General features: G+C 60.4%; 21 protein-coding genes and 1 other RNA gene. 14 read left to right on the top strand and 8 right to left on the bottom strand.

Annotated elements, in window-relative coordinates; genetic code table 11:
• Positions 1-63: 63 nt before the first annotated feature.
• On the top strand, positions 64-732 hold the full coding sequence (locus CKW15_RS09505) for a gamma-glutamylcyclotransferase (RefSeq protein WP_095057548.1): 669 nt from the start codon (positions 64-66) through the stop codon (positions 730-732).
• On the opposite strand, the gene glpT is transcribed toward CKW15_RS09505, so the two are convergent.
• The gene (gene glpT, locus CKW15_RS09500; RefSeq protein ID WP_095057547.1) at positions 708-2,057 is read right to left on the bottom strand and encodes a glycerol-3-phosphate transporter; all 1,350 of its coding nucleotides are present in this window, start codon (positions 2,055-2,057) and stop codon (positions 708-710) included. The genes CKW15_RS09505 and glpT overlap by 25 nt on opposite strands.
• Before the next feature lie 329 nt (positions 2,058-2,386).
• Between glpT and CKW15_RS09495 the strand changes: the two genes are divergently transcribed.
• Positions 2,387-3,001: an energy transducer TonB gene (locus tag CKW15_RS09495; RefSeq protein ID WP_095057546.1), complete on the top strand. Its 615-nt coding sequence runs from the start codon at positions 2,387-2,389 to the stop codon at positions 2,999-3,001.
• A gap of 48 nt (positions 3,002-3,049) precedes the next feature.
• On the opposite strand, the gene CKW15_RS09490 is transcribed toward CKW15_RS09495, so the two are convergent.
• Positions 3,050-4,027, bottom strand: coding sequence for an NADPH:quinone oxidoreductase family protein (locus CKW15_RS09490; RefSeq protein ID WP_095057545.1), 978 nt, complete (start codon positions 4,025-4,027; stop codon positions 3,050-3,052).
• A 150-nt stretch (positions 4,028-4,177) separates the two neighbouring features.
• Here CKW15_RS09490 and CKW15_RS09485 point away from each other — a divergent pair, with 150 nt between their 5' ends.
• The gene (locus CKW15_RS09485) at positions 4,178-4,588 is read left to right on the top strand and encodes a flagellar basal body-associated protein FliL (RefSeq protein ID WP_095057544.1); all 411 of its coding nucleotides are present in this window, start codon (positions 4,178-4,180) and stop codon (positions 4,586-4,588) included.
• An 83-nt stretch (positions 4,589-4,671) separates the two neighbouring features.
• On the opposite strand, the gene CKW15_RS09480 is transcribed toward CKW15_RS09485, so the two are convergent.
• Complete coding sequence (locus CKW15_RS09480; RefSeq protein WP_095057543.1) at positions 4,672-5,121, bottom strand: EVE domain-containing protein; 450 nt, start codon at positions 5,119-5,121, stop codon at positions 4,672-4,674.
• Between the two features lie 197 nt (positions 5,122-5,318).
• Here CKW15_RS09480 and CKW15_RS28465 point away from each other — a divergent pair, with 197 nt between their 5' ends.
• The gene (locus CKW15_RS28465) at positions 5,319-5,474 is read left to right on the top strand and encodes a hypothetical protein (RefSeq protein ID WP_007978897.1); all 156 of its coding nucleotides are present in this window, start codon (positions 5,319-5,321) and stop codon (positions 5,472-5,474) included.
• Between the two features lie 35 nt (positions 5,475-5,509).
• Here CKW15_RS28465 and CKW15_RS09470 read toward each other — a convergent pair whose 3' ends face one another.
• From CKW15_RS09470 to CKW15_RS09455, 4 genes are all read right to left on the bottom strand, one after another.
• Positions 5,510-6,115, bottom strand: coding sequence for a 5-formyltetrahydrofolate cyclo-ligase (locus tag CKW15_RS09470; protein WP_095057542.1), 606 nt, complete (start codon positions 6,113-6,115; stop codon positions 5,510-5,512).
• Positions 6,116-6,201: 86 nt separating this feature from the next.
• A non-coding RNA gene (gene ssrS / locus CKW15_RS09465) (6S RNA) lies at positions 6,202-6,380 on the bottom strand.
• A gap of 30 nt (positions 6,381-6,410) precedes the next feature.
• The gene (locus tag CKW15_RS09460; RefSeq protein WP_095057541.1) at positions 6,411-6,728 is read right to left on the bottom strand and encodes a cell division protein ZapA; all 318 of its coding nucleotides are present in this window, start codon (positions 6,726-6,728) and stop codon (positions 6,411-6,413) included.
• Positions 6,725-6,934 carry a TIGR02449 family protein gene (locus CKW15_RS09455; RefSeq protein WP_003177365.1) on the bottom strand — a complete coding sequence of 70 codons (210 nt, stop codon included), beginning with the start codon at positions 6,932-6,934 and terminating at the stop codon, positions 6,725-6,727. The genes CKW15_RS09460 and CKW15_RS09455 overlap by 4 nt, the downstream gene beginning before the upstream one ends.
• 194 nt (positions 6,935-7,128) lie before the next feature.
• Here CKW15_RS09455 and CKW15_RS09450 point away from each other — a divergent pair, with 194 nt between their 5' ends.
• From CKW15_RS09450 to gcvP, 10 genes are all read left to right on the top strand, one after another.
• Positions 7,129-7,686 (top strand): YecA family protein, encoded by a 558-nt coding sequence (locus CKW15_RS09450; RefSeq protein ID WP_095057540.1) that lies wholly within the window; start codon positions 7,129-7,131, stop codon positions 7,684-7,686.
• 27 nt (positions 7,687-7,713) lie between these two features.
• Positions 7,714-9,048 carry a Xaa-Pro aminopeptidase gene (gene pepP / locus CKW15_RS09445; RefSeq protein ID WP_095057539.1) on the top strand — a complete coding sequence of 445 codons (1,335 nt, stop codon included), beginning with the start codon at positions 7,714-7,716 and terminating at the stop codon, positions 9,046-9,048.
• Positions 9,045-10,232 (top strand): 2-octaprenyl-6-methoxyphenyl hydroxylase, encoded by a 1,188-nt coding sequence (gene ubiH / locus CKW15_RS09440; protein ID WP_095057538.1) that lies wholly within the window; start codon positions 9,045-9,047, stop codon positions 10,230-10,232. The genes pepP and ubiH overlap by 4 nt, the downstream gene beginning before the upstream one ends.
• Positions 10,225-10,710, top strand: a complete 486-nt coding sequence (locus CKW15_RS09435) for a DUF4442 domain-containing protein (RefSeq protein WP_095057537.1) — start codon at positions 10,225-10,227, stop codon at positions 10,708-10,710. The genes ubiH and CKW15_RS09435 overlap by 8 nt, the downstream gene beginning before the upstream one ends.
• 9 nt (positions 10,711-10,719) lie before the next feature.
• Entirely contained in the window at positions 10,720-11,937 is a 1,218-nt protein-coding gene (locus CKW15_RS09430; protein WP_177408793.1) for a 2-octaprenyl-3-methyl-6-methoxy-1,4-benzoquinol hydroxylase, read from the top strand.
• A 120-nt stretch (positions 11,938-12,057) separates the two neighbouring features.
• A complete protein-coding gene (locus CKW15_RS09425) occupies positions 12,058-13,062 on the top strand; it encodes an extracellular solute-binding protein (protein WP_053163697.1) in 1,005 nt (334 codons plus the stop codon).
• Between the two features lie 201 nt (positions 13,063-13,263).
• A complete protein-coding gene (locus CKW15_RS09420; RefSeq protein WP_095057535.1) occupies positions 13,264-14,880 on the top strand; it encodes an iron ABC transporter permease in 1,617 nt (538 codons plus the stop codon).
• A gap of 155 nt (positions 14,881-15,035) precedes the next feature.
• Positions 15,036-16,118: a glycine cleavage system aminomethyltransferase GcvT gene (gene gcvT / locus CKW15_RS09415; RefSeq protein ID WP_095057534.1), complete on the top strand. Its 1,083-nt coding sequence runs from the start codon at positions 15,036-15,038 to the stop codon at positions 16,116-16,118.
• Between the two features lie 49 nt (positions 16,119-16,167).
• On the top strand, positions 16,168-16,551 hold the full coding sequence (gene gcvH, locus CKW15_RS09410) for a glycine cleavage system protein GcvH (protein WP_095057533.1): 384 nt from the start codon (positions 16,168-16,170) through the stop codon (positions 16,549-16,551).
• A 232-nt stretch (positions 16,552-16,783) separates the two neighbouring features.
• Complete coding sequence (gene gcvP, locus CKW15_RS09405; protein ID WP_095057532.1) at positions 16,784-19,657, top strand: aminomethyl-transferring glycine dehydrogenase; 2,874 nt, start codon at positions 16,784-16,786, stop codon at positions 19,655-19,657.
• A gap of 108 nt (positions 19,658-19,765) precedes the next feature.
• On the opposite strand, the gene CKW15_RS09400 is transcribed toward gcvP, so the two are convergent.
• Positions 19,766-20,086 carry a DUF2388 domain-containing protein gene (locus tag CKW15_RS09400; protein ID WP_095057531.1) on the bottom strand — a complete coding sequence of 107 codons (321 nt, stop codon included), beginning with the start codon at positions 20,084-20,086 and terminating at the stop codon, positions 19,766-19,768.
• Positions 20,087-20,123 lie beyond the last annotated feature (37 nt).

The raw sequence follows: 20,123 nt of genomic DNA, 5'->3' as shown, positions 1-20,123 counted from the left end.
TTGTTACAACGGTACGTTCTATTAAGTAATCCTTCACTCGCGGGGAGCTGAACGCTATTCGCCATGAGCGCCATTGAATCTGCTTTTTTGAATTTGGCTTACCCTCCGCAGCTCGATCTGGGGCCGCAGCTCACGCACGAACAATTACTCGGCTCAATGCAATCGACCATGGCGCGCCACAAGGGCGGTCCGGTCTGGCTGTTTGCGTATGGTTCGCTGATCTGGCGACCGGAATGCACGGCGGTCGAACGCGTTCGTGGCCGGGTGCATGGCTACCATCGCGGGTTGTACCTGTGGTCCCACGAACATCGCGGTACGCCGGAAATGCCCGGCCTGGTATTTGGCCTGGATCGCGGCGGCTCTTGCAGCGGTTTCGCCTACCGTTTGCCCGAAGAACAACTTGAAGCCTCGCTGTATGCGCTCTGGCAGCGCGAGATGCCGTTCCCTTCCTATCGCCCGCACTGGCTCAACTGCCGTCTCGAAGATGGAAATCAGGTTCAGGCATTGGGATTTGTTCTGGAGCGGCACCTGCCCAGCTATGCCGGCAACTTGCCGGATCATGTCCTGAGTCACGTGTTTGAAAACGCTTGCGGGCGTTACGGCACCACTCGCGATTATGTCGAGCAGACCGCGCACGCCCTGCGCAGCCACGCCATGCCAGACCGGAATCTGGAGGCGCGGCTCAAGCGTTGTAAGTCAAAAGCCGATCAAGCGAGTGCTTCGCGGCCCTGACTGGCGACTTGTTTGTGACGTAGCGTCGGGGCCAGGAAGGCCATCGCCAGCAAGCAGGCGCCCACCAACAGCACGAAACCGCCATCCCAGCCGAAGTGGTCCACGGTGTAGCCCATCGCTGCACTGGCCGCGACCGACCCCCCCAGATACCCGAACAGACCGGTAAAGCCCGCCGCCGTACCGGCCGCTTTCTTCGGCGCCAGTTCCAGCGCCTGCAGGCCGATCAGCATCACCGGGCCGTAGATCAGGAAGCCGATGGACAGCAGCGCGATCATGTCGACCATCGGGTTGCCGGCCGGGTTGAGCCAGTAAACCAGCGTCGCAACCGTCACCAGTGCCATGAACACCATGCCGGTCAGGCCACGGTTGCCACGGAAGATCTTGTCCGACATCCAGCCGCACAGCAGCGTGCCCGGAATGCCTGCCCACTCATAGAAGAAGTACGCCCACGAGGTTTTATCCACGGTGAAGCCCTTGGCTTCCTTGAGGTAGGTCGGCGCCCAGTCCAGCACGCCGTAGCGCAGCAGGTAAACGAAGACGTTGGCCAGGGCGATGTACCAGAGCATTTTGTTGCGCAGCACGTATTTGACGAAGATTTCCTTGGCGCTGAATTCCTCTTCGTGACTGGCGTCGTAGCCTTCCGGGTAGTCGTTCTTGTATTGCTCGATGGGCGGCAGGCCCACGGATTGAGGGGTGTCACGCATGGTCACGAAGGCAAACACCGCCACTGCCAGCGCCACCGCTGCCGGCACATAAAACGCGGCGTGCCAGTCATTGAACAGGCCCATGCCGAGCAGGAACAACGGGCCAATCAAACCGCCACCGACGTTGTGCGCCACGTTCCACACCGACACCACACCGCCGCGTTCTTTCTGCGACCACCAATGCACCATGGTCCGGCCACTCGGTGGCCATCCCATGCCCTGGGCCCAGCCGTTGATGAACAGCAGAATGAACATCATGGTCACGCTGGACGTCGCCCACGGCGCGAAACCGAAAACGAACATCACCCCGGCCGACACCAACAGGCCGAACGGCAGGAAGAACCGCGGGTTGGAACGGTCGGACACCAGGCCCATCAGGAACTTTGAAAGACCGTAGGCGATGGCGATGGCAGACATTGCCAGCCCCAGCTGGCCACGGGAGTAACCCTCGTCGATCAGGTACGGCATGGCCAGGGAGAAGTTCTTGCGCAGCAGGTAGTAACCCGCATAGCCAATGAAGATACCGGCGAAAATCTGCCAGCGCAGGCGCCGGTAGGTGCTGTCGATTTTTTCTTCAGGCAATGGAGCCTGATGTGCGGCAGGACGAAAGAAAGCAAACATTCAAGAGCTCCAAATTTCTTGTTTTGACTGCGGATGCGAATGTTACAGTTTCGTTACCGAAAATAGCACCGGTTCTCATCGGCAAAACAGCGGAAATGTTGGAAAGCGAGCGTTCCTTTATGAACATGTCGCTCAGGTATAAGTGAAGGGCGTTGTAGGAAGCGTTACCTGTTTTCGTTGAGGGGCATTCGAGCTGCCTGAAAGAGGGCAGGCCTTTGGGAAAGGTCCTTCGTTCAAAACGGAAGTCATGGCGTTATGCGCAACGACCTTGATCCGTAACCTTTTGTGCTGTTGCCAGGTCTGGCGTTGCAGGCGAAGGGAGTAGGGATATGCGGTGGTGGTTGGGTGGACTTTTGTTGCTGGTATCAGTGGATATCTGGGCCGGAGAGGTATTCCTGATACCTGAAGATAACCCGAAGCCGATTTATCCGGTGGCGCTGTACCGGGCGGGTATCACCGGCGTGGTGCGTATCAGCATGACGGTGAAGGCCGATGGATCAGTCAGTGATGCCGTGATTGCGGAAAATGCGCATCCCGAACTCGGAGAGGCGTCATTGGCCGCCGTTAATCAATGGCGATTCAAGCCATGGACGATTACCGAGGATCAGCCTGCGCAAGTCACCGTGGTTGCACCCATTGATTACAGGCTGGACAGAGAGCATCCCTTTCACGTCAACAAGGAATTGGAACGGGTGAAATGCAGTGCCATCGCACGGGCATCGTTGAACATTGCCACGTCCTCGTGGGTAGACCTGCCGGTTTTCAGCTGGACCCGCAGTTACCTGACCCACTCGCTTTCACCGACGCAACTGCCGGAAGAGAAACGCCTGGCTCTGATTGCCAAGCTCAATGCCAGCGTCCCTTCGATTGTGCAGCGCTGTAATGTGCATCCGGCGAGCCGGTATGTGCGGTTTTTACCGGAGGAAATTCGGGTGTTGCTTTGACGGCAGTAAAAGCGCGGCTGCATGGCCGCGCTTTTTTCGCATCGAGATTCAGCGAACCTGAACCACCACTTTCCCGACCGCCTTGCGCTGGCCAAGATCATTGATTGCCTGCGCCGCGTTGCCCAGGGGATAAACCTGCGACACCAGCGGCTTCAGCTTGCCTTCGGCAAACCAGCCAAACAGTTGCTGGAAGTTTGCCGCGTTGTCTTGCGGCTGGCGTTGGGCGAACGAGCCCCAGAACACGCCGAGCACTGCCGCACCCTTGAGCAAGGCCAGGTTGACTGGCAGTTCGGGAATGCGCCCGCTGGCGAAGCCGACCACCAGCAGGCGGCCGTTCCAGGCGATGGCGCGGATGGCCTGGTCGAACAGGTCGCCGCCGACCGGGTCGTAGATCACATCGGCGCCCTGGCCGTCGGTCAGGCGTTTGATTTCTTCCTTGAGGTTGGTTTCGCTGTAGTTGATCAGCTCATCGGCGCCGGCAGCCTTGGCCACGGCGAGTTTTTCCTTGCTGCTGGCGGCGGCGATGACACGGGCGCCCATGGCTTTGCCGATTTCCACGGCTGCCAGGCCGACACCGCCGGAAGCGCCGAGCACCAGCAGGGTTTCACCCGGTTGCAGGTTGCCGCGCTGCTTGAGGGCGTGCATCGAGGTGCCGTAAGTCATGCTGAACGCGGCGGCGGTGTTGAAATCCATGGATGGCGGGATGGGCAGTACGTTGTAACCCGGCACCGCGACCTGTTCGGCGAAACTGCCCCAGCCGGTCAGGGCCATGACCCGGTCGCCGACTTTCAGGTGGCTGACCTTTTCACCCACTTCGCTGACGATCCCGGCCGCTTCACCGCCCGGGGAAAACGGGAAGGGCGGCTTGAACTGGTACTTGCCCTCAATGATCAGCGTGTCGGGGAAATTTACCCCGGCGGCGTGCACCTCCAGCAGGATTTCGTTCTTCTTCGCGACAGGGCTGGCGACGTCTTCCAGCACCAGCGATTCGGCAGGGCCGAAGGCTTTGCACAGCACGGCTTTCATCAGGGCTATTCCTTTGGGAGTGATGGCCGATAAGTGTAGGTGTGTGAGTCGACGGGTCAACGAGCATGCCCGACCCTGATAGTCAGCCATAAGCTTGTGCTGGCTTGGCGGGTCGTTATGCTAGGCCGCAAACCGGATAAGGAGCGAATTGTGAAAGCGTGGATCATGTTGATGCTGGCCCTGTCTCTGCCTGTGGCAGCGGTGGCCGAAGAAGCCAAAGAGGGTGAAACGGCGCCGAAGGTTAATTACATCACCCTGAGCCCGCCGTTCGTGGGCAACTATGGTTTGGACGGCACGCCCAAGCTCAAGGTCTACAAGGCCGATGTGGCGTTGCGCGTGACCGGTGAAGAGGCGACCAAAGCGGTCAAGGCCAACGAACCGTTGATTCGTAATCAGCTGGTGGCGCTGTTTGCCCAGCAGACCACCGAGACGATGAACAACGTCGAGGCCAAGGAAAAGCTGCGTCAGGAAGCGCTGAAGCAGACCCAGCAGATCATGAACGATGAAACCGGCAAGCCGGTGGTTGAAGATCTGTTGTTCAACAATTTGATCATCCAGTAATGCTGGATCCGTAGGAGCCGGCTTGCTGGCGATAGCGCCCTCAAGACCGCCATCGCCAGCAAGCCGGCTCCTACAAAGGCATCTCAGCGCAGTGCAATCACCGCCGCCCACTGATCTTCAGTCACTGGCATCACCGAAAGCCGCGAACCCTTCTGCACCAATGGCATCTCGGCCAACGCAGCCTGCTGCTTCAGATAGTCCAACTTCAGCACCCGAGCAAACGTCTCGACGTGAGCGACATCAATCGCGCTCCAGGCGTTTTTCTCAGCCGTGGCCTTTGGGTCGTAGTAGTGGCTTTCCGGTTCCAGCGCCGTCGGGTCCGGATACGCGGCTTCGATAATTTTGCCGATCCCGGCAATCCCTGGCTCGGGGCAGCTGGAGTGATAGAAGAAAAACTCATCCCCCACCGCCATCGCCCGCAGGAAGTTGCGCGCCTGATAGTTGCGAACCCCGTCCCAGCGCGCTTTGCCGAGCTTTTCCAGCCCTTTGATCGAGAGTTCGTCGGGCTCGGATTTCATCAGCCAATAGGCCATGGTTCTGGCTCCTTGCGAGGTGGTTGGACAGGTTGTCGGGCGATTTTATGACAAACCGACAGTCGGTTGACGTCAGCGTTTGCGCAGCGGTTCACGTTGCCGCAAAATGCCGGCCTTTAAAGCTTGACGCTGCTGCACGGCCTACAAACGGAAACCGCTGCTGTCATCGTGTTGATGTGCCTTTGGGGGGGCAATCGATGAAACGCAAACCGGATTTACTATGGATTCTGGTCATTTTGTTCGGCCTTGGCGTCGTGACCACTGGCTATGCCCAAAGCCTGTGGGCCAGCAAGACTGACGCGCCGGTTGAACTCGCTCAGCTGCAGCAACAGTCGACAGCCTTCAAGCGCTGATCGTGTTTTTTCGGCGTCGCTGATTCCAGTGGCGTCTAGCCTGCGTAATACCAGGCCTTGTCCGTTACCGTTCCTTGCAGCGGCACATCCCAGCTCGCCTGAGCCAATCGCTCGACCTTCTGACATTCATGGGCCAGTCCCAACAACGTTGGCTTGCGCCAGTCCTTGCGACGCGCCAGGTAAGCCAGGCTTCGATCATAGAAGCCACCGCCCATGCCCAGTCGGCCACCGACATCGTCAAAACCCACCAACGGTAACAGCACCAGATCCAGCGCCCAGACCTTGCGTTGACGGGCGATGTTGGCTCGTGGTTCAAGGATGCGGAAGCGGTTGGGCTTGAGCTTTTCCCCCGGTCGGATGCGCTGGAAGACCATTTTGGTTCGCGGCCAGGCGCTCAGGACCGGCAGGTAAGTGGCCTTGCCCCGGCGTTGCGCGGCACGCAACAACAGGCGCGGGTCGATTTCACCGTCGGTGGGCAGGTAGAGCGAGATGTGTCTGGCGCGGCGAAACAATGGCTGCTGAGCCAATTGCTTGTACAGCCCGCGAGCGGCCTGGCGCTGCTGACTGGGTGTCAGTGCGCGGCGGGCCTTGCGCAGCATGCGTCGAAGTTGCGGGCGGGGAAGCAGCGCAGGTTCGGTCATGGAATCGGGCTTCGGCAGGACGGATACGTAAAGCGTACCCGTAAAAAAGCCGATGCCGGTATTTAAACCGGCATCGGACTGGAATCAGGCTCCCCGGATGAACCGCTGCTGACTTAGCCCTTGAACCCGAAAGTTCAAGGTGGAAGATGCAGTAGGCTTTAAGGCTTTCCGTCTAGCGGACATGCACACCAGCCCAACGTGCAACCTCCAGGGTAGTGCGAATCGGCTCAGGGACGTGGTCAACTGGCAAGCACCCCAGGGAGTGATGCGAGTATACCTCAAGCGGTTGCGCTAATCAGCCTTTGGTGACGTCCGGATCGGCGGCGAGCGCCAGGTCGACGCGATCGAGCAAGTCGCGAACCTGCTCGCGGGTCGAACCGCTGACTTGCACATCCGGGCGATCTTCCTTGTGCAGCAAGTCATGCGTGATGTTCAGCGCGGCCATCACGGCGATGCGATCGGCACCGATGACTTTGCCGCTGCTGCGGATCTCACGCATCTTGCCGTCCAGGTAACGGGCGGCGCTCACCAGGTTGCTGCGCTCTTCCTGAGGACAGATGATCGAATACTCTTTGTCGAGGATCTGCACGGTGACGCTATTGCTTGAACTCATGAGTCTTGCTCCAGGGCCTTGAGGCGCGAAATCATCGATTCGACCTTACGCCGGGCGATTTCGTTTTTTTCAATGAGGTGCGCGCGTTCCTCGCGCCAGGTCTTTTCCTGAGCTAGTAAGAGTCCATTTTGACTCTTTAGTTGCTCGACTCGGTCAATCAGCAGCTCGAGTCTGGCCATCAGCGCTTGCAGGTCGGTGTCTTCCATTGTCTTCACTGTCTGATGGGTGTCGGCCTGTAGGAGCGAGCTTGCTCACGATGAGTTTGATAACGCCGCGGAGTGTCAGGTACCCAGCGTAATCGTTTGCGACCATCGCGAGCGTGCTCGCTCCTACAGGGGTAGTCGATGTAGGATACAAGGCCTTCATTCTAGACATAGCGCCGTCTGGCGCCTAGCTGCCCATGACCATTCAGAATTCCCCGTACCAAGCCTTTGCCACCCTGCTGACCTCCAGCGGTCATAACGTCTCGCCCGCCGAACTGCATGGCCTGCTGCTCGGCCGCAGCTGCGCCGGCGCCGGTTTCGATGCCGAAGGCTGGCTGATCGATGCCGCCGAATTGCTCGAAAACGAACCGCAGGACAACGTTCGCAGCGCCTTGATCGGCCTGCAAGAGATGGTCAAGGGCGAGCTCACCGGTGACGACGTGACCGTCGTTCTGCTGCTGCCGACCGACGACGCTCCGCTTGCCGACCGTGCCATCGCACTGGGCCAATGGTGTCAGGGCTTCCTCAGCGGTTTCGGCTTGAACTGCCGTGACAGCAGCGCCCTGAGCACCGAGGCCACCGAGGTTTTGCAGGATCTGGCGGCCATTTCCCAGGTGCAAGACGCCCTGGAAGAGTCCGAAGACGGCGAAACCGACTATATGGAAGTGATGGAATACTTGCGCGTCGCGCCGCTGCTGCTGTTCTCCGAGACCAAAAAAGACGTGCCGGCTGCCGCCAAACCGTCTTTGCATTAATCGTAGAAAAGGGAAAACCATCTGCCCATGATCCATATCCCGAAATCGGAATACAGCCGTCGCCGCAAGGCCTTGATGGCGCAGATGGAACCCAACAGCATCGCTATTTTGCCTGCCGCCGCGGTGGCCATTCGCAACCGCGATGTCGAGCACGTCTACCGTCAGGACAGTGACTTCCAGTACCTCAGCGGTTTTCCCGAGCCTCAGGCTGTACTGGTATTGATGCCGGGGCGCGTGCATGGCGAATACATCCTGTTCTGCCGCGAGCGCAACGCCGAGCGCGAGTTGTGGGATGGTTGGCGTGCCGGGCAAGAGGGCGCGATCCGCGACTTCGGTGCCGACGACGCGTTCCCGATCACCGATATCGACGACATCCTGCCGGGCCTGATTGAAGGGCGCGACCGGGTGTACTCGGCCATGGGCAGCAACCCCGAATTTGACCGCCACCTGATGGACTGGATCAACGTGATCCGCTCCAAGGCCAACCTCGGCGCCCAGCCACCGAACGAATACGTTGCCCTGGATCATCTGCTTCACGACATGCGCCTGTATAAATCGGCGGCAGAAGTGAAGGTGATGCGCGAGGCCGCGCGGATTTCCGCCCAGGCGCACGTTCGAGCCATGCAGGCTTGTCGCGCCGGTTTGCACGAATTCAGTCTGGAAGCGGAGCTCGATTACGAATTCCGCAAGGGCGGGGCGAAAATGCCGGCCTACGGCTCGATCGTCGCGGCGGGGCGCAACAGCTGCATCCTGCATTACCAGCAGAATGACGCGCTGCTCAAGGACGGCGATCTTGTGTTGATCGACGCCGGTTGCGAGATCGACTGCTACGCCAGCGACATCACCCGCACCTTTCCGGTCAGCGGCAAGTATTCGGCGGAACAGAAAGCGATTTACGAGCTGGTGCTGGCTTCCCAGGAAGCGGCCTTCGCTGAAATCGCCCCGAACAAACACTGGAATCAGGCGCACGAAGCGACGGTCCGGGTCATCACGGCCGGTCTGCTGAAACTGGGCCTGCTTGAGGGCACCGTCGACGAGTTGATCGCCAGCGAAGCCTACAAGGCGTTTTACATGCACCGCGCCGGCCATTGGCTGGGGATGGATGTGCATGATGTCGGCGAATACAAGGTTGGTGGTGAATGGCGCGTGCTGGAAGTCGGCATGGCGCTGACCGTGGAGCCGGGCATCTACATTGCCCCGGACAATCAGAAAGTCGCGAAAAAATGGCGCGGCATTGGCGTGCGCATCGAGGACGACGTAGTGGTCACCAAAACCGGCTGTGAAATCTTGACACACGGCGTGCCGAAAACGGTCGCCGAGATCGAGGCCTTGATGGCTCAAGCGCGGACGCAAGCAGCATGAGTCGAGTCAATCTGGCGATTATCGGTGGCGGTCTGGTCGGTGCGAGCCTGGCGTTGGCGTTACAGGCCGGGGCCAAGGCCCGGGGCTGGAAAATCGTGCTGATCGAACCGTTTGCTCCTGGCGATACGTATCAACCGAGCTACGACGCTCGTTCTTCGGCGTTGTCCTTCGGTTCCCGGCAGATTTACCAGCGGTTGGGCATCTGGCAGGAGATTTCCCGCCGCGCCGAGCCGATCAAGCAGATTCATGTGTCCGACCGTGGCCGTTTTTCCACTGCGCGCCTGTCAGCCATGGAAGAGGGCGTTCCGGCGCTGGGCTATGTGGTGGAAAACGCCTGGCTCGGCCAATGCCTGTGGCAAGGCCTGGACAAGGACGTGATCAGTTGGCGTTGCCCGGCGGAAGTCACGCGCATGGAGCCGCTGACCGATGGCTATCGCCTGACCCTCAACGATGAAACCACTCTGGAATGCGATCTCGCGGTCCTCGCCGATGGCGGCCGTTCCGGTCTGCGTGAACAACTGGGGATCGGCATCAAGACGCGCCCGTACAACCAGAGCGCGCTGATCGCCAACATCACCCCGAGCGAATCCCACAACGGCATGGCGTTCGAGCGATTCACCGATGACGGCCCGATGGCGTTGTTGCCGCTGCCGGAAAACCGCTGTGCGTTGGTCTGGACCCGTCTGGGCATGGACGCGCAACGACTCGCAGCCCTCGATGAGCGCAGCTTCCTCAGCGAGTTGCAGGGCGTGTTCGGTTATCGCCTCGGCACGTTGAAACAGGTCGGCGCACGGCATCTGTATCCGCTGACACTGGTGGAAGCCGAGGAACAGGTGCGACCGCATCTGGCTGTGCTCGGCAACGCTGCTCACAGCCTGCACCCGATTGCCGGCCAGGGTTTCAACCTGTCCCTGCGTGATGCCCAGGCGTTGGCCGATGCCTTGCTCTCCAGTGAAAAAACACTGGGCGATTTCGCCACGTTGCAGGCGTACCGCGAACGTCAGCGCCTCGATCAGGACCTTACCGTGGGCTTCTCCGATCAGGTCACGCGCCTGTTCGGAAGCACCCAGCCGTTGGTGTCCCTGGGGCGCAACATCGGCCTGCTCGGCCTCGATCTGCTGCCACCGGCCAAACGCTGGTTCGCCCGCCAGGCCATGGGCTTGGGTACTCGCCCTGATGCTTAAGTGGCTGACTCGCAAGTTCGGCAAAGCCCGATTGATGCGCCGCTTCATGAGCTTCTACCCGCCATACCTCGGCGCGGGCGTGCGGGTGCAGCACATCAGTGACGATTTTCGCGATGTCCGGGTGTCCATGGGCCTGACCTGGTACAACCGCAATTATGTCGGTACCCAATTTGGTGGCAGCCTGTACTCGATGGTCGATCCGTTTTTCATGCTGATGCTGATGGAAAACCTCGGACGCCAATACATTGTCTGGGACAAGGCCGCCGACATCGATTTCATCTCGCCGGGCAAAGGTCCGGTGTTCGCCCGCTTTACCATTGACGACACCTTGCTCGATGAGATCCGCCGGCAGACGGCCGATGGCGAAAAATACCTGCCGCAACTGCAAGTCGATATTCATGACGGCGCCGGTCACCTCGTGGCCCGGGTCGGGAAAACCCTTTACGTGCGGCTCAAGCCGCAAGAGAGACAGGCTTAAAGCATGGAAATGCGCGCAGATCTGCTGATTGTCGGGGCCGGAATGGTGGGCAGCGCCTTGGCGCTGGCATTGCAGGACAGCGGTCTGGAAGTCCTGCTGCTGGACGGCAGCCCGTTGAGCGTCAAGCGTTTCGACGACCAGGCACCGTTTGAACCGCGGGTGAGCGCCTTGTCGGCGGCCAGCCAGCGAATTCTCGAACGCCTGGGCGTGTGGGACGGCATCGTCAAGCGCCGCAGTGCCCCTTACACCGACATGCAGGTCTGGGATGGCAGCGGCACCGGGCAGATCCATTTCTCGGCGGCCAGCGTGCATGCCGACGCGCTGGGGCATATCGTCGAGAACCGCGTGGTTCAGGACGCCTTGCTTGACCGTTTGCACGATTGCGACCTGGGAATGCTGGCCAACGCGCGCCTGGAGCAGATGCGCCGCTCCGGCGACGACTGGCTGCTGACCCTGGCCGATGGCCGTACTTTGCGTGCGCCGCTGGTGATTGCGGCGGACGGCGCCAATTCGGCGGTGCGACGCCTGACCGGTGTCGCGACGCGCGAGTGGGATTACCTGCACCACGCGATCGTCACCAGTGTGCGCAGCGCCAAGCCCCATCAATCGACGGCCTGGCAGCGGTTCACCGACACCGGTCCACTGGCGTTTCTGCCGTTGGAGCGGGACGGGCAGCAGGATTGGTGTTCAATTGTCTGGTCGACCACGCCAAGCGAGGCCGAACGCCTGATGGCCATGGACGACGCGGATTTTTGCAAAGCGCTCGAACGCGCCTTCGAAGGCCGGCTCGGCGAAGTCCTCAGTGCCGACCCACGCCTGTGCGTGCCGCTGCGTCAGCGTCATGCCAAGCGTTATGTGGCGCAAGGCCTGGCGCTGATCGGCGACGCGGCCCACACCATTCATCCACTGGCCGGTCAGGGTGTAAACCTTGGGTTTCTCGATGCAGCGGTATTGGCGGAAGTGCTGTTGCAAGCCGCTGCCCGTGGCGAGCGTCTGGCGGACGTGAAGGTCCTCAGCCGCTTTGAGCGTCGGCGCATGCCGCACAACCTGGCGTTGATGGCGGCGATGGAAGGCTTCGAGCGGTTGTTCCAGGCCGATCCGCTGCCGGTGCGCTGGTTGCGCAATACCGGGTTGAAGATGGTTGACCAGATGCCCGAGGCCAAGGCGTTGTTTGTGCGTGAGGCGTTAGGGCTGATCGGCGATTTGCCAGCGCTCGCCAAAGCCTGAGGAGCGTGGTGGATTTACGGTTGTGCAACATCTGGTAACTCCTCCACGAAGTGTTCGATTGAGAAGGCAAATGTGAGTCCTTATCATTTGGCTTCATTTTTCATTCGAGGGACCGCTCCCATGTTGGCACCGAAGCGTCTACTGACCGCAATCGCCCTGACCCTGATCGGCAGCACCGCCGCCCAGGCTGCTGACGAGGTGGTGGTCTACTCCTCGCGTATCGATGAGCTGATCAAGCCGGTCTTCGATGCCTACACCGCGAAAACCGGTGTGAAGGTGAAATTCATCACCGACAAGGAAGCGCCGCTGATGCAGCGGATCAAGGCCGAAGGCGAGAACGCCACGGCCGACCTGCTGCTGACCGTTGATGCCGGTAACCTCTGGCAGGCCGAGCAGATGGGCATCCTCCAGCCGTTCACCTCGAAAACCATCGACACCAACATCCCGCTGCAATACCGCGCCGCTTCCCATGCCTGGACCGGCCTGAGCCTGCGGGCGCGGACCATCGCCTATTCCACTGACCGCGTGAAACCGGGCGAACTGACCACCTACGAAGCGCTGGCCGACAAGAACTGGGAAGGTCGCCTGTGCCTGCGCACGGCGAAGAAGGTCTACAACCAGTCCCTGACCGCCACCATGATCGAAGTGCACGGCGCAGAGAAAACCGAAAAAATCCTCAAGGGCTGGGTCAACAACCTGTCCACCGACGTGTTCTCCGACGACGTAGCGGTGCTGGAGGCGATCAATGCCGGTCAGTGCGACGTCGGCATCGTCAACACCTACTACTACGGCCGCCTGCACAAGCAGAAGCCGGATTTGCCGGTAAAACTGTTCTGGCCGAACCAGGCGGACCGTGGCGTGCACGTCAACCTGTCGGGTATCGGCCTGACCAAGTACGCCCCGCACCCGGAAGCGGCCAAGGCGCTGGTGGAGTGGATGACCACGCCTGAGGCGCAGAAAATCTTTGCCGATGTGAACCAGGAATTCCCGGCCAACCCGGCTGTGCAGCCATCGGCTGAAGTCGCGGCCTGGGGCAAGTTCATTGCCGATACCTTGCCTGTGGAAATAGCCGGCAAGCGCCAGGCCGAAGCGATTCGCCTGATGGATCGCGCTGGCTGGAACTGAGTCGCCCGTTATACTGCGCCCCGCCTATGCGGGGCGTTTTGTTTGTGCGCCCCGCGTTTTGCTCCTGTAGGAGCCGGCTTGCTGGCGAAGGCGTTCTTGCGTGTTGCAGCGATATTTCGGCCGTCTTCGCTGGCAAGCCAGCTCCTACAAAATCTATCCACTTCCAATTCTGACCATTTCATCGTTTAGAGAGCTTTGTCCTTGGCCCACCCCGCCCAACGCCGCTGGTATCCCCTGGTCTTCGCCATCGCTGCGTTGGTTCTGCTGCCCCTGAGCGTGCTGCTGCTGTCCTGGCAGACCATCGATCAACAGATCTGGTCCCACCTCTGGGACACGCAGATGCCACGGCTGCTGGGCAATACGCTGACCCTGGTGTTGGGCGTCGGTGTGGGTGTGACGCTTCTAGGCGTGAGCCTTGCCTGGCTGACCAGCCTTTGCGAATTCCCCGGTCGACGCTGGCTTGATTGGGCGTTGATGCTGCCGTTCGCCATTCCTGCCTACGTGCTGGCCTTCGTCTTCGTCGGCCTGCTGGATTTCGCCGGGCCGGTGCAGTCCCTGCTGCGCGAATGGTTGGGTACGGGGCTGCGTCTGCCGCGTGTTCGCTCCACGGGCGGCGTGATTGTCGTGCTCGTGCTGGTGTTCTATCCCTACGTGTATCTGCTGGCGCGCACCGCGTTCCTCGCCCAGGGCAAAGGCCTGATGGAAGCGGCGCGGGTCCTGGGCCAATCGCCGTGGCAGGCGTTTTGGCGGGTGGCATTGCCGATGGCTCGGCCGGCCATTGGCGCGGGTGTTGCGTTGGCGCTGATGGAAACCCTGGCGGACTTCGGGGCCGTGTCGGTGTTCAACTTCGACACCTTCACCACGGCCATCTACAAGACCTGGTACGGATTCTTCAGCCTGTCTACCGCCGCGCAACTCGCCAGTCTGTTGCTCCTGGTGGTGATGGTCGTGCTGTACGGCGAGCGTCGTGCTCGCGGGGCCAACCGGACGAGCAACGAGCGACCACGGGTCAAGGCGTTGTATCACCTGCGAGGGTTCAAGGCGTTGGCGGCCATGACCTGGTGTGGCCTGGTGTTCGCCTGCGCTTTCGTCATTCCGATGCTGCAATTGGTTGTCTGGTTCTGGCAGCGCGGACGCCTGGATCTTGATGAGCGTTACACCGGGCTGATCGTCCATACCTTGTATCTGGGCGCGATGGCGGCGTTGATTACCGTGTGCGTCGCCCTGGTGCTGGCGTTTGCCCGGCGTCTGGCGCCGACCCAAGGGATTCGGGCCGGGGTCAGCCTGGCCAATCTGGGCTACGCCTTGCCCGGTTCGGTGCTGGCAGTGTCGATCATGCTGGCATTCAGTTACCTGGATCGTGAGCTGGTGATTCCGCTCTCGGGCTGGCTCGGCGGCGCTGGCAAACCGCTGCTGCTCGGCAGCCTGGCGGCGCTATTGCTGGCGTATCTGGTGCGTTTCATCGCCGTCGCTTACGGGCCGCTGGAAAGCAGTCTGGCGCGTATACGACCTTCTTTGCCCGAAGCAGCACGTAGCCTAGGCGTCAGTGGGCCACGACTTTTTTTCAAAGTGTATCTGCCGTTGCTGCTGCCCGGCACCTTGAGCGCAGCGTTGCTAGTCTTTGTCGATGTGCTCAAGGAAATGCCCGCGACCCTGCTGATGCGCCCGTTTGGCTGGGATACGTTGGCTGTGCGGATCTTTGAAATGACCAGCGAAGGCGAGTGGGCGAGGGCGTCTTTGCCGGCGTTGACCCTCGTGTTGGTCGGGCTGCTACCGGTCATCGGATTGATCCGACGTTCAGCGCATCGAAACACCTAGGTGCCAGTCCTACACCTTGCGGCTACAATGCGCGGCATTCGGTGCGGTCCGTCTGACAGACCAAGTAGCTGAAATCGGCTAAAAGCCTTTAATTCAAAGGGTTCAAGCTGTGCAGCACTTGTCCGCACCTTCGCCACGCCCGGAAGGAGAAACCCATGGGACAGCGTACGCCTCTGTATGACCTTCATCTCGCCCTTGGCGCGAAGATGGTCGATTTTGGCGGTTGGGACATGCCTCTGCATTATGGATCGCAGGTCGAGGAGCACCATCAGGTGCGCCGCGATTGCGGTGTCTTCGATGTATCCCACATGACCGTGATCGATGTCAGCGGCCCCCAGGCCAAAGCCTGGCTCCAGCATTTGCTGGCCAATGATGTCGAGCGCCTGCACAGCCCCGGCCGTGCGTTGTACAGCGCCATGCTCAATGAGCAGGGCGGTATCGTCGACGACATGATCGTCTATCGCCTCGACGAGGGTTATCGCCTGGTGGTCAATGCGTCCACCCGCGATCAGGACATCGCGTGGATGTCAGCCCATCTCGACGGCTTTGACGTGCAGATGAGCGAGCGTTCCGAAATGGCGATGCTGGCCATTCAAGGTCCCCACGCCCGGCAGAAAATTGCCGAACTGGTGAGCCAGTCCCGAAGCAATCTGATCCAGATACTCAAGCCCTTCGAAGGTCAGCCCGACGGTGACTGGTTCATCGCGCGCACCGGTTATACCGGCGAAGACGGGTTGGAGATCGTCCTGCCAGCCGATCAGGCGCCCGGATTTTTCAACGATCTGGTCGGTGCCGGGATCTCTCCGATAGGCCTTGGTGCCCGGGATACCTTGCGCGTCGAGGCCGGCATGAACCTTTACGGCCAGGACATTCAGCAAGACATTTCACCCCTGGCCTCGAACATGGCCTGGAGCATCGCCTGGGAACCGGCCAAGCGTCAGTTCATCGGCCGCTCGGCCCTGGAAGCCGAAAAGACTGCCGGGATCCAGCACAAACTGGTGGGGCTGGTCCTCGAGGAGCGTGGCGTTTTGCGTGCTCATCAGGTGGTTCGTATAGCCGATGTTGGCGAAGGGGAGATCACCAGTGGTAGTTTCTCTCCTACGCTAAGCAAGTCGATTGCACTGGCGCGCGTGCCGATGGCAACTGCCGACCGCGCCGAAGTGGAAATCCGTGGCAAGTGGTACCCGGTCCGGGTGGTCAAACCGACCTTCGTTCGCCACGGCAAAACCTTGATCTAATCTTTTTTGGCGGTTGATGACCGCTGACAATTTCCTGAGGACACAGAACATGAGCAATATCCCTGCCGACCTGCGTTTTGCCGAAAGTCACGAATGGGCACGTCTGGAAGCCGATGGCACCGTCACCGTGGGCATCAGCGATCACGCGCAGGAAGCGCTGGGTGATGTGGTGTTTGTTGAACTGACCGAGGTTGGCAACGTGTTTGCTGCCGGTGATCAGGCGGGTGTCGTTGAATCGGTTAAAGCCGCTTCCGACATCTATTCGCCGATTGCCGGTGAAGTGATCGCGGTCAACGAAGCACTGAGTGGTGAGCCTGAATTGCTCAACTCCGACCCGTACGGAGCGTGGATCTTCAAGATCAAGCCAAGCAATACCGCTGATCTGGACAAGCTGCTCGATGCCGCCGGTTACAAGACCGCCATCGGCGAATAAGCTTCAAGCGTCACCCCAAAGCCCCGACCCGTCGGGGCTTTTTGTTGTCTGGCGATTTTCCCTTGTAGGTGCGAGCTTGCTCGCGATGGATCGTTAACGAAAACGCTACAACCCAGGCCCCCCGCGGCGCGCTCGCTGTCATCGCGAGCAAGCTCGCTCCTACAAGGGTGGCTGCTATGCTGGTTTGACCGTGTTGCATCGACGTTGAGCGCCAGTCAAGAGAGAGCCCGTCATGTCCCAGTTGCCGTCCCTGAGCCAGTTACGCGACCCCAATGCCTTTCTCCGCCGCCACTTGGGCCCCGACGCCGCCGAGCAGCAGGCAATGCTCGACAGTCTGGGTGTTGGCAGCCGGGTTGAATTGATCGAGCAAACCGTGCCGCCCGGCATCCGCCTGAATCGTGCGCTGGATCTGCCCCCGGCACTCGACGAAGAAGCCGCGCTGGCCAAGTTGCGGGGTTACGCCGAACAGAACCAGGTCTGGACCAGCCTGATCGGCATGGGCTACCACGGCACCCTCACGCCGGCCGTCATCCTGCGCAACGTGCTGGAAAACCCAGGCTGGTACACCGCTTACACGCCCTATCAGCCGGAGATTGCCCAAGGTCGCCTCGAAGCGCTGCTGAATTTCCAGCAACTCACCATCGACCTTACCGGTCTGGAGCTGGCCAACGCTTCGTTGCTGGATGAAGCCACCGCAGCGGCGGAAGCCATGGCCCTGGCCAAGCGTGTCGCCAAGTCCAAAAGCAATGTGTTCTTTGTCGATGAAAACTGTCATCCGCAAACCATTTCCGTGGTGCAGACCCGCGCCGAAGGTTTCGGTTTCGAGCTGGTCGTCGACGCTGTGGATAACTTGAAACAGCACCAGGTGTTCGGCGCGTTGTTGCAGTACCCAGATACCCACGGCGAGATCCATGACCTGCGACCGTTGATCGATCACCTGCATGCGCAGCAAGCGATTGCCTGCGTCGCCACGGATTTGTTGAGCCTGCTGTTGCTGACGCCGCCCGGAGAGTTGGGCGCGGACGTGGTGTTCGGTTCATCCCAGCGTTTTGGCGTGCCGATGGGCTATGGCGGACCTCACGCGGCCTTCTTTGCCAGCCGCGACGAATACAAGCGGGCGATTCCGGGGCGGATCATCGGTGTCTCCAAAGATGCGCGCGGCAACATTGCCCTGCGCATGGCCCTGCAAACCCGCGAGCAACATATCCGTCGGGAAAAGGCCAATTCGAACATCTGCACGGCCCAAGTGTTGCTGGCCAATATCGCCAGTTTTTATGCGGTGTATCACGGCCCCGAAGGGCTCAAACGCATCGCCCAGCGCGTCCATCGCCTGACCTGCATCCTCGCCGAAGGCCTGGCGCGAAACGGCATCAACCGCGTCAATCAACACTTCTTCGACACACTGACGCTCGATGTCGGTGGAGCCCAGACCGCCATCATCGAAAGTGCCCGGGCGGCGCAGATCAACCTGCGTATTCTGGGGCGCGGCCAACTGGGCCTGAGCCTGGATGAGGCCTGCGATGAAACCACCGTCGCCAAACTGTTCGATGTTTTTCTCGGGGCCGATAACGGGCTCAGCATTGAAAATCTGGATGCTGAAGTCTTGCCGGGCGGCATTCCCGAAGGGCTGCTGCGGTCTTCGCCCTATCTGCGCCATCCGGTGTTCAGCGCCCATCACAGCGAAACCGAAATGTTGCGCTACCTCAAACAACTGGAAAACAAGGACCTGGCGCTCAATCAATCGATGATCCCGCTGGGCTCGTGCACCATGAAGCTCAACGCCACCAGCGAGATGATTCCCATCACCTGGCCGCAGTTCGCCAACCTGCACCCGTTTGTGCCGAAAGAGCAGGCCGTGGGTTACACATTGATGATCGAAGAGCTGGAACGCTGGCTCTGCGCGATCACCGGTTTCGATGCGATCTGCATGCAGCCCAATTCGGGTGCACAAGGCGAGTACGCCGGGCTGCTGGCGATCCGCAAATACCACGAAAGTCGCCAGCAGGGCGGTCGGGATATCTGCCTGATTCCGTCGTCGGCCCACGGCACCAATCCGGCGTCGGCACAAATGGCCGGGATGCGCGTGGTGATCGTCGAATGCGATGAGGCAGGCAACGTCGACCTCGACGATCTGAAGGAAAAAGCTGCCACGGCCTCGGACAAACTGGCTTGCCTGATGGCCACCTATCCTTCGACCCACGGGGTATACGAGGAAGGCATCAGCGAGATTTGCGAAGTGGTCCACCAGCACGGCGGTCAGGTGTACATGGACGGTGCCAACCTCAATGCCCAGGTCGGCCTGGCGCGACCGGCGGACATCGGTGCCGACGTGTCGCACATGAACCTGCACAAAACGTTCTGCATCCCCCACGGCGGTGGCGGCCCAGGCATGGGGCCGATTGGGGTGCGTGCGCATCTGGCGCCGTTCGTGGCCAATCACCCGGTGGTGCCGATCGATGGGCCGCAACCGCAGAACGGTGCGGTCAGCGCTGCGCCTTGGGGCAGTGCGAGCATTTTGCCGATCAGCTGGATGTACATCGCCATGATGGGGCCGCAACTGGCGGACGTCAGTGAAGTGGCGATCCTCGCCGCGAATTACCTGGCGCGGCATTTGGCCGGGGCCTTTCCGGTGCTCTACACCGGACGCAACGAGCGTGTGGCCCACGAATGCATCCTCGATTTGCGACCGCTCAAGGCGCTGACCGGCATTACCGAAGAGGATGTGGCCAAGCGTTTGATGGACTACGGATTCCATGCGCCGACCATGTCGTTTCCGGTGCCGGGGACGCTGATGGTCGAGCCGACCGAAAGTGAGTCGAAGGCCGAGCTGGATCGCTTTATCGGGGCGATGTTGAGCATTCGTGCGGAAATCAACGAGGTGCAAAACGGCAACTGGCCGGCCGAAGAAAATCCGTTGAAAGGGGCACCGCATACCCTCGCCGATATCACCGGCATCTGGGAGCGGCCGTACAGCGTCGAACAGGCAATCACCCCGGATGCACACACCAAGGCTCATAAATACTGGCCGGCGGTGAATCGGGTGGACAACGTGTACGGGGACCGGAACCTGTTTTGTGCGTGTGTGCCGGTGGATGATTACCGTTAGGCAGGATCAAAAGATCGCAGCCTTCGGCAGCGCCTACGATTGAGCTGCGATCTGTCAGATATAAAAATGCCGCTCATGTGAGCGGCATTTTTAGTCCGGCAACGAAGCTTACTCCGCAGCAGCCACGGCATTCTTCGCCAGAATCGCGTTCGCCAGCTCCATGTCCGTGGCTTGCAGGCCCGGGTTGTCGGCGCGGACTTCTTGCATGGCGGCTTCCAGGTAAGGCCCGCGGATGCCGCCATCGCTGGCAACGAAGCTGCTGGCGTCATCCTGGGTTGCGACGACCAGCTTTTGATCCTTGGATGTCAGGTAAGACGAACCGGTGGTTGCGCCGGACGTCAGAACGTTCCGCCAAAACGTATCGGCCATTGCCGAACCGACAGGCAGAGACAGCAGAGCGACGGTTGCAACAGCAAGTTTGAAACGCATGAAAAGGTGACTCCAATGGATAAAATCCGCCGTTGGA

Origin of the sequence: Pseudomonas sp. Irchel s3b5 (assembly GCF_900187435.1) — a bacterium.
Taxonomy (GTDB): Bacteria; Pseudomonadota; Gammaproteobacteria; order Pseudomonadales; family Pseudomonadaceae; genus Aquipseudomonas.
The sequence above is the reverse complement of the archived record's forward strand: the minus strand, read 5'-3'. Positions and strand labels throughout refer to the sequence as shown.

Bases quoted from the DNA above. Each gene is read 5' to 3' on its own strand.
- CKW15_RS09505 (WP_095057548.1), top strand. From the start codon at position 64: ATGAGCGCCATTGAATCTGCTTTTTTGAATTTGGCTTACCCTCCGCAG.
- CKW15_RS09495 (WP_095057546.1), top strand. From the start codon at position 2,387: ATGCGGTGGTGGTTGGGTGGACTTTTGTTGCTGGTATCAGTGGATATC.
- CKW15_RS09430 (WP_177408793.1), top strand. From the start codon at position 10,720: ATGCGCGCAGATCTGCTGATTGTCGGGGCCGGAATGGTGGGCAGCGCC.
- ubiH (WP_095057538.1), top strand. From the start codon at position 9,045: ATGAGTCGAGTCAATCTGGCGATTATCGGTGGCGGTCTGGTCGGTGCG.
- gcvP (WP_095057532.1), top strand. From the start codon at position 16,784: ATGTCCCAGTTGCCGTCCCTGAGCCAGTTACGCGACCCCAATGCCTTT.
- CKW15_RS09455 (WP_003177365.1), bottom strand. From the start codon at position 6,934: ATGGAAGACACCGACCTGCAAGCGCTGATGGCCAGACTCGAGCTGCTG.
- CKW15_RS28465 (WP_007978897.1), top strand. From the start codon at position 5,319: ATGAAACGCAAACCGGATTTACTATGGATTCTGGTCATTTTGTTCGGC.
- CKW15_RS09450 (WP_095057540.1), top strand. From the start codon at position 7,129: ATGACCATTCAGAATTCCCCGTACCAAGCCTTTGCCACCCTGCTGACC.
- glpT (WP_095057547.1), bottom strand. From the start codon at position 2,057: ATGTTTGCTTTCTTTCGTCCTGCCGCACATCAGGCTCCATTGCCTGAA.
- CKW15_RS09400 (WP_095057531.1), bottom strand. From the start codon at position 20,086: ATGCGTTTCAAACTTGCTGTTGCAACCGTCGCTCTGCTGTCTCTGCCT.
- CKW15_RS09425 (WP_053163697.1), top strand. From the start codon at position 12,058: ATGTTGGCACCGAAGCGTCTACTGACCGCAATCGCCCTGACCCTGATC.
- CKW15_RS09470 (WP_095057542.1), bottom strand. From the start codon at position 6,115: ATGACCGAACCTGCGCTGCTTCCCCGCCCGCAACTTCGACGCATGCTG.
- pepP (WP_095057539.1), top strand. From the start codon at position 7,714: ATGATCCATATCCCGAAATCGGAATACAGCCGTCGCCGCAAGGCCTTG.
- gcvT (WP_095057534.1), top strand. From the start codon at position 15,036: ATGGGACAGCGTACGCCTCTGTATGACCTTCATCTCGCCCTTGGCGCG.
- CKW15_RS09460 (WP_095057541.1), bottom strand. From the start codon at position 6,728: ATGAGTTCAAGCAATAGCGTCACCGTGCAGATCCTCGACAAAGAGTAT.
- gcvH (WP_095057533.1), top strand. From the start codon at position 16,168: ATGAGCAATATCCCTGCCGACCTGCGTTTTGCCGAAAGTCACGAATGG.
- CKW15_RS09435 (WP_095057537.1), top strand. From the start codon at position 10,225: ATGCTTAAGTGGCTGACTCGCAAGTTCGGCAAAGCCCGATTGATGCGC.
- CKW15_RS09490 (WP_095057545.1), bottom strand. From the start codon at position 4,027: ATGAAAGCCGTGCTGTGCAAAGCCTTCGGCCCTGCCGAATCGCTGGTG.
- CKW15_RS09480 (WP_095057543.1), bottom strand. From the start codon at position 5,121: ATGGCCTATTGGCTGATGAAATCCGAGCCCGACGAACTCTCGATCAAA.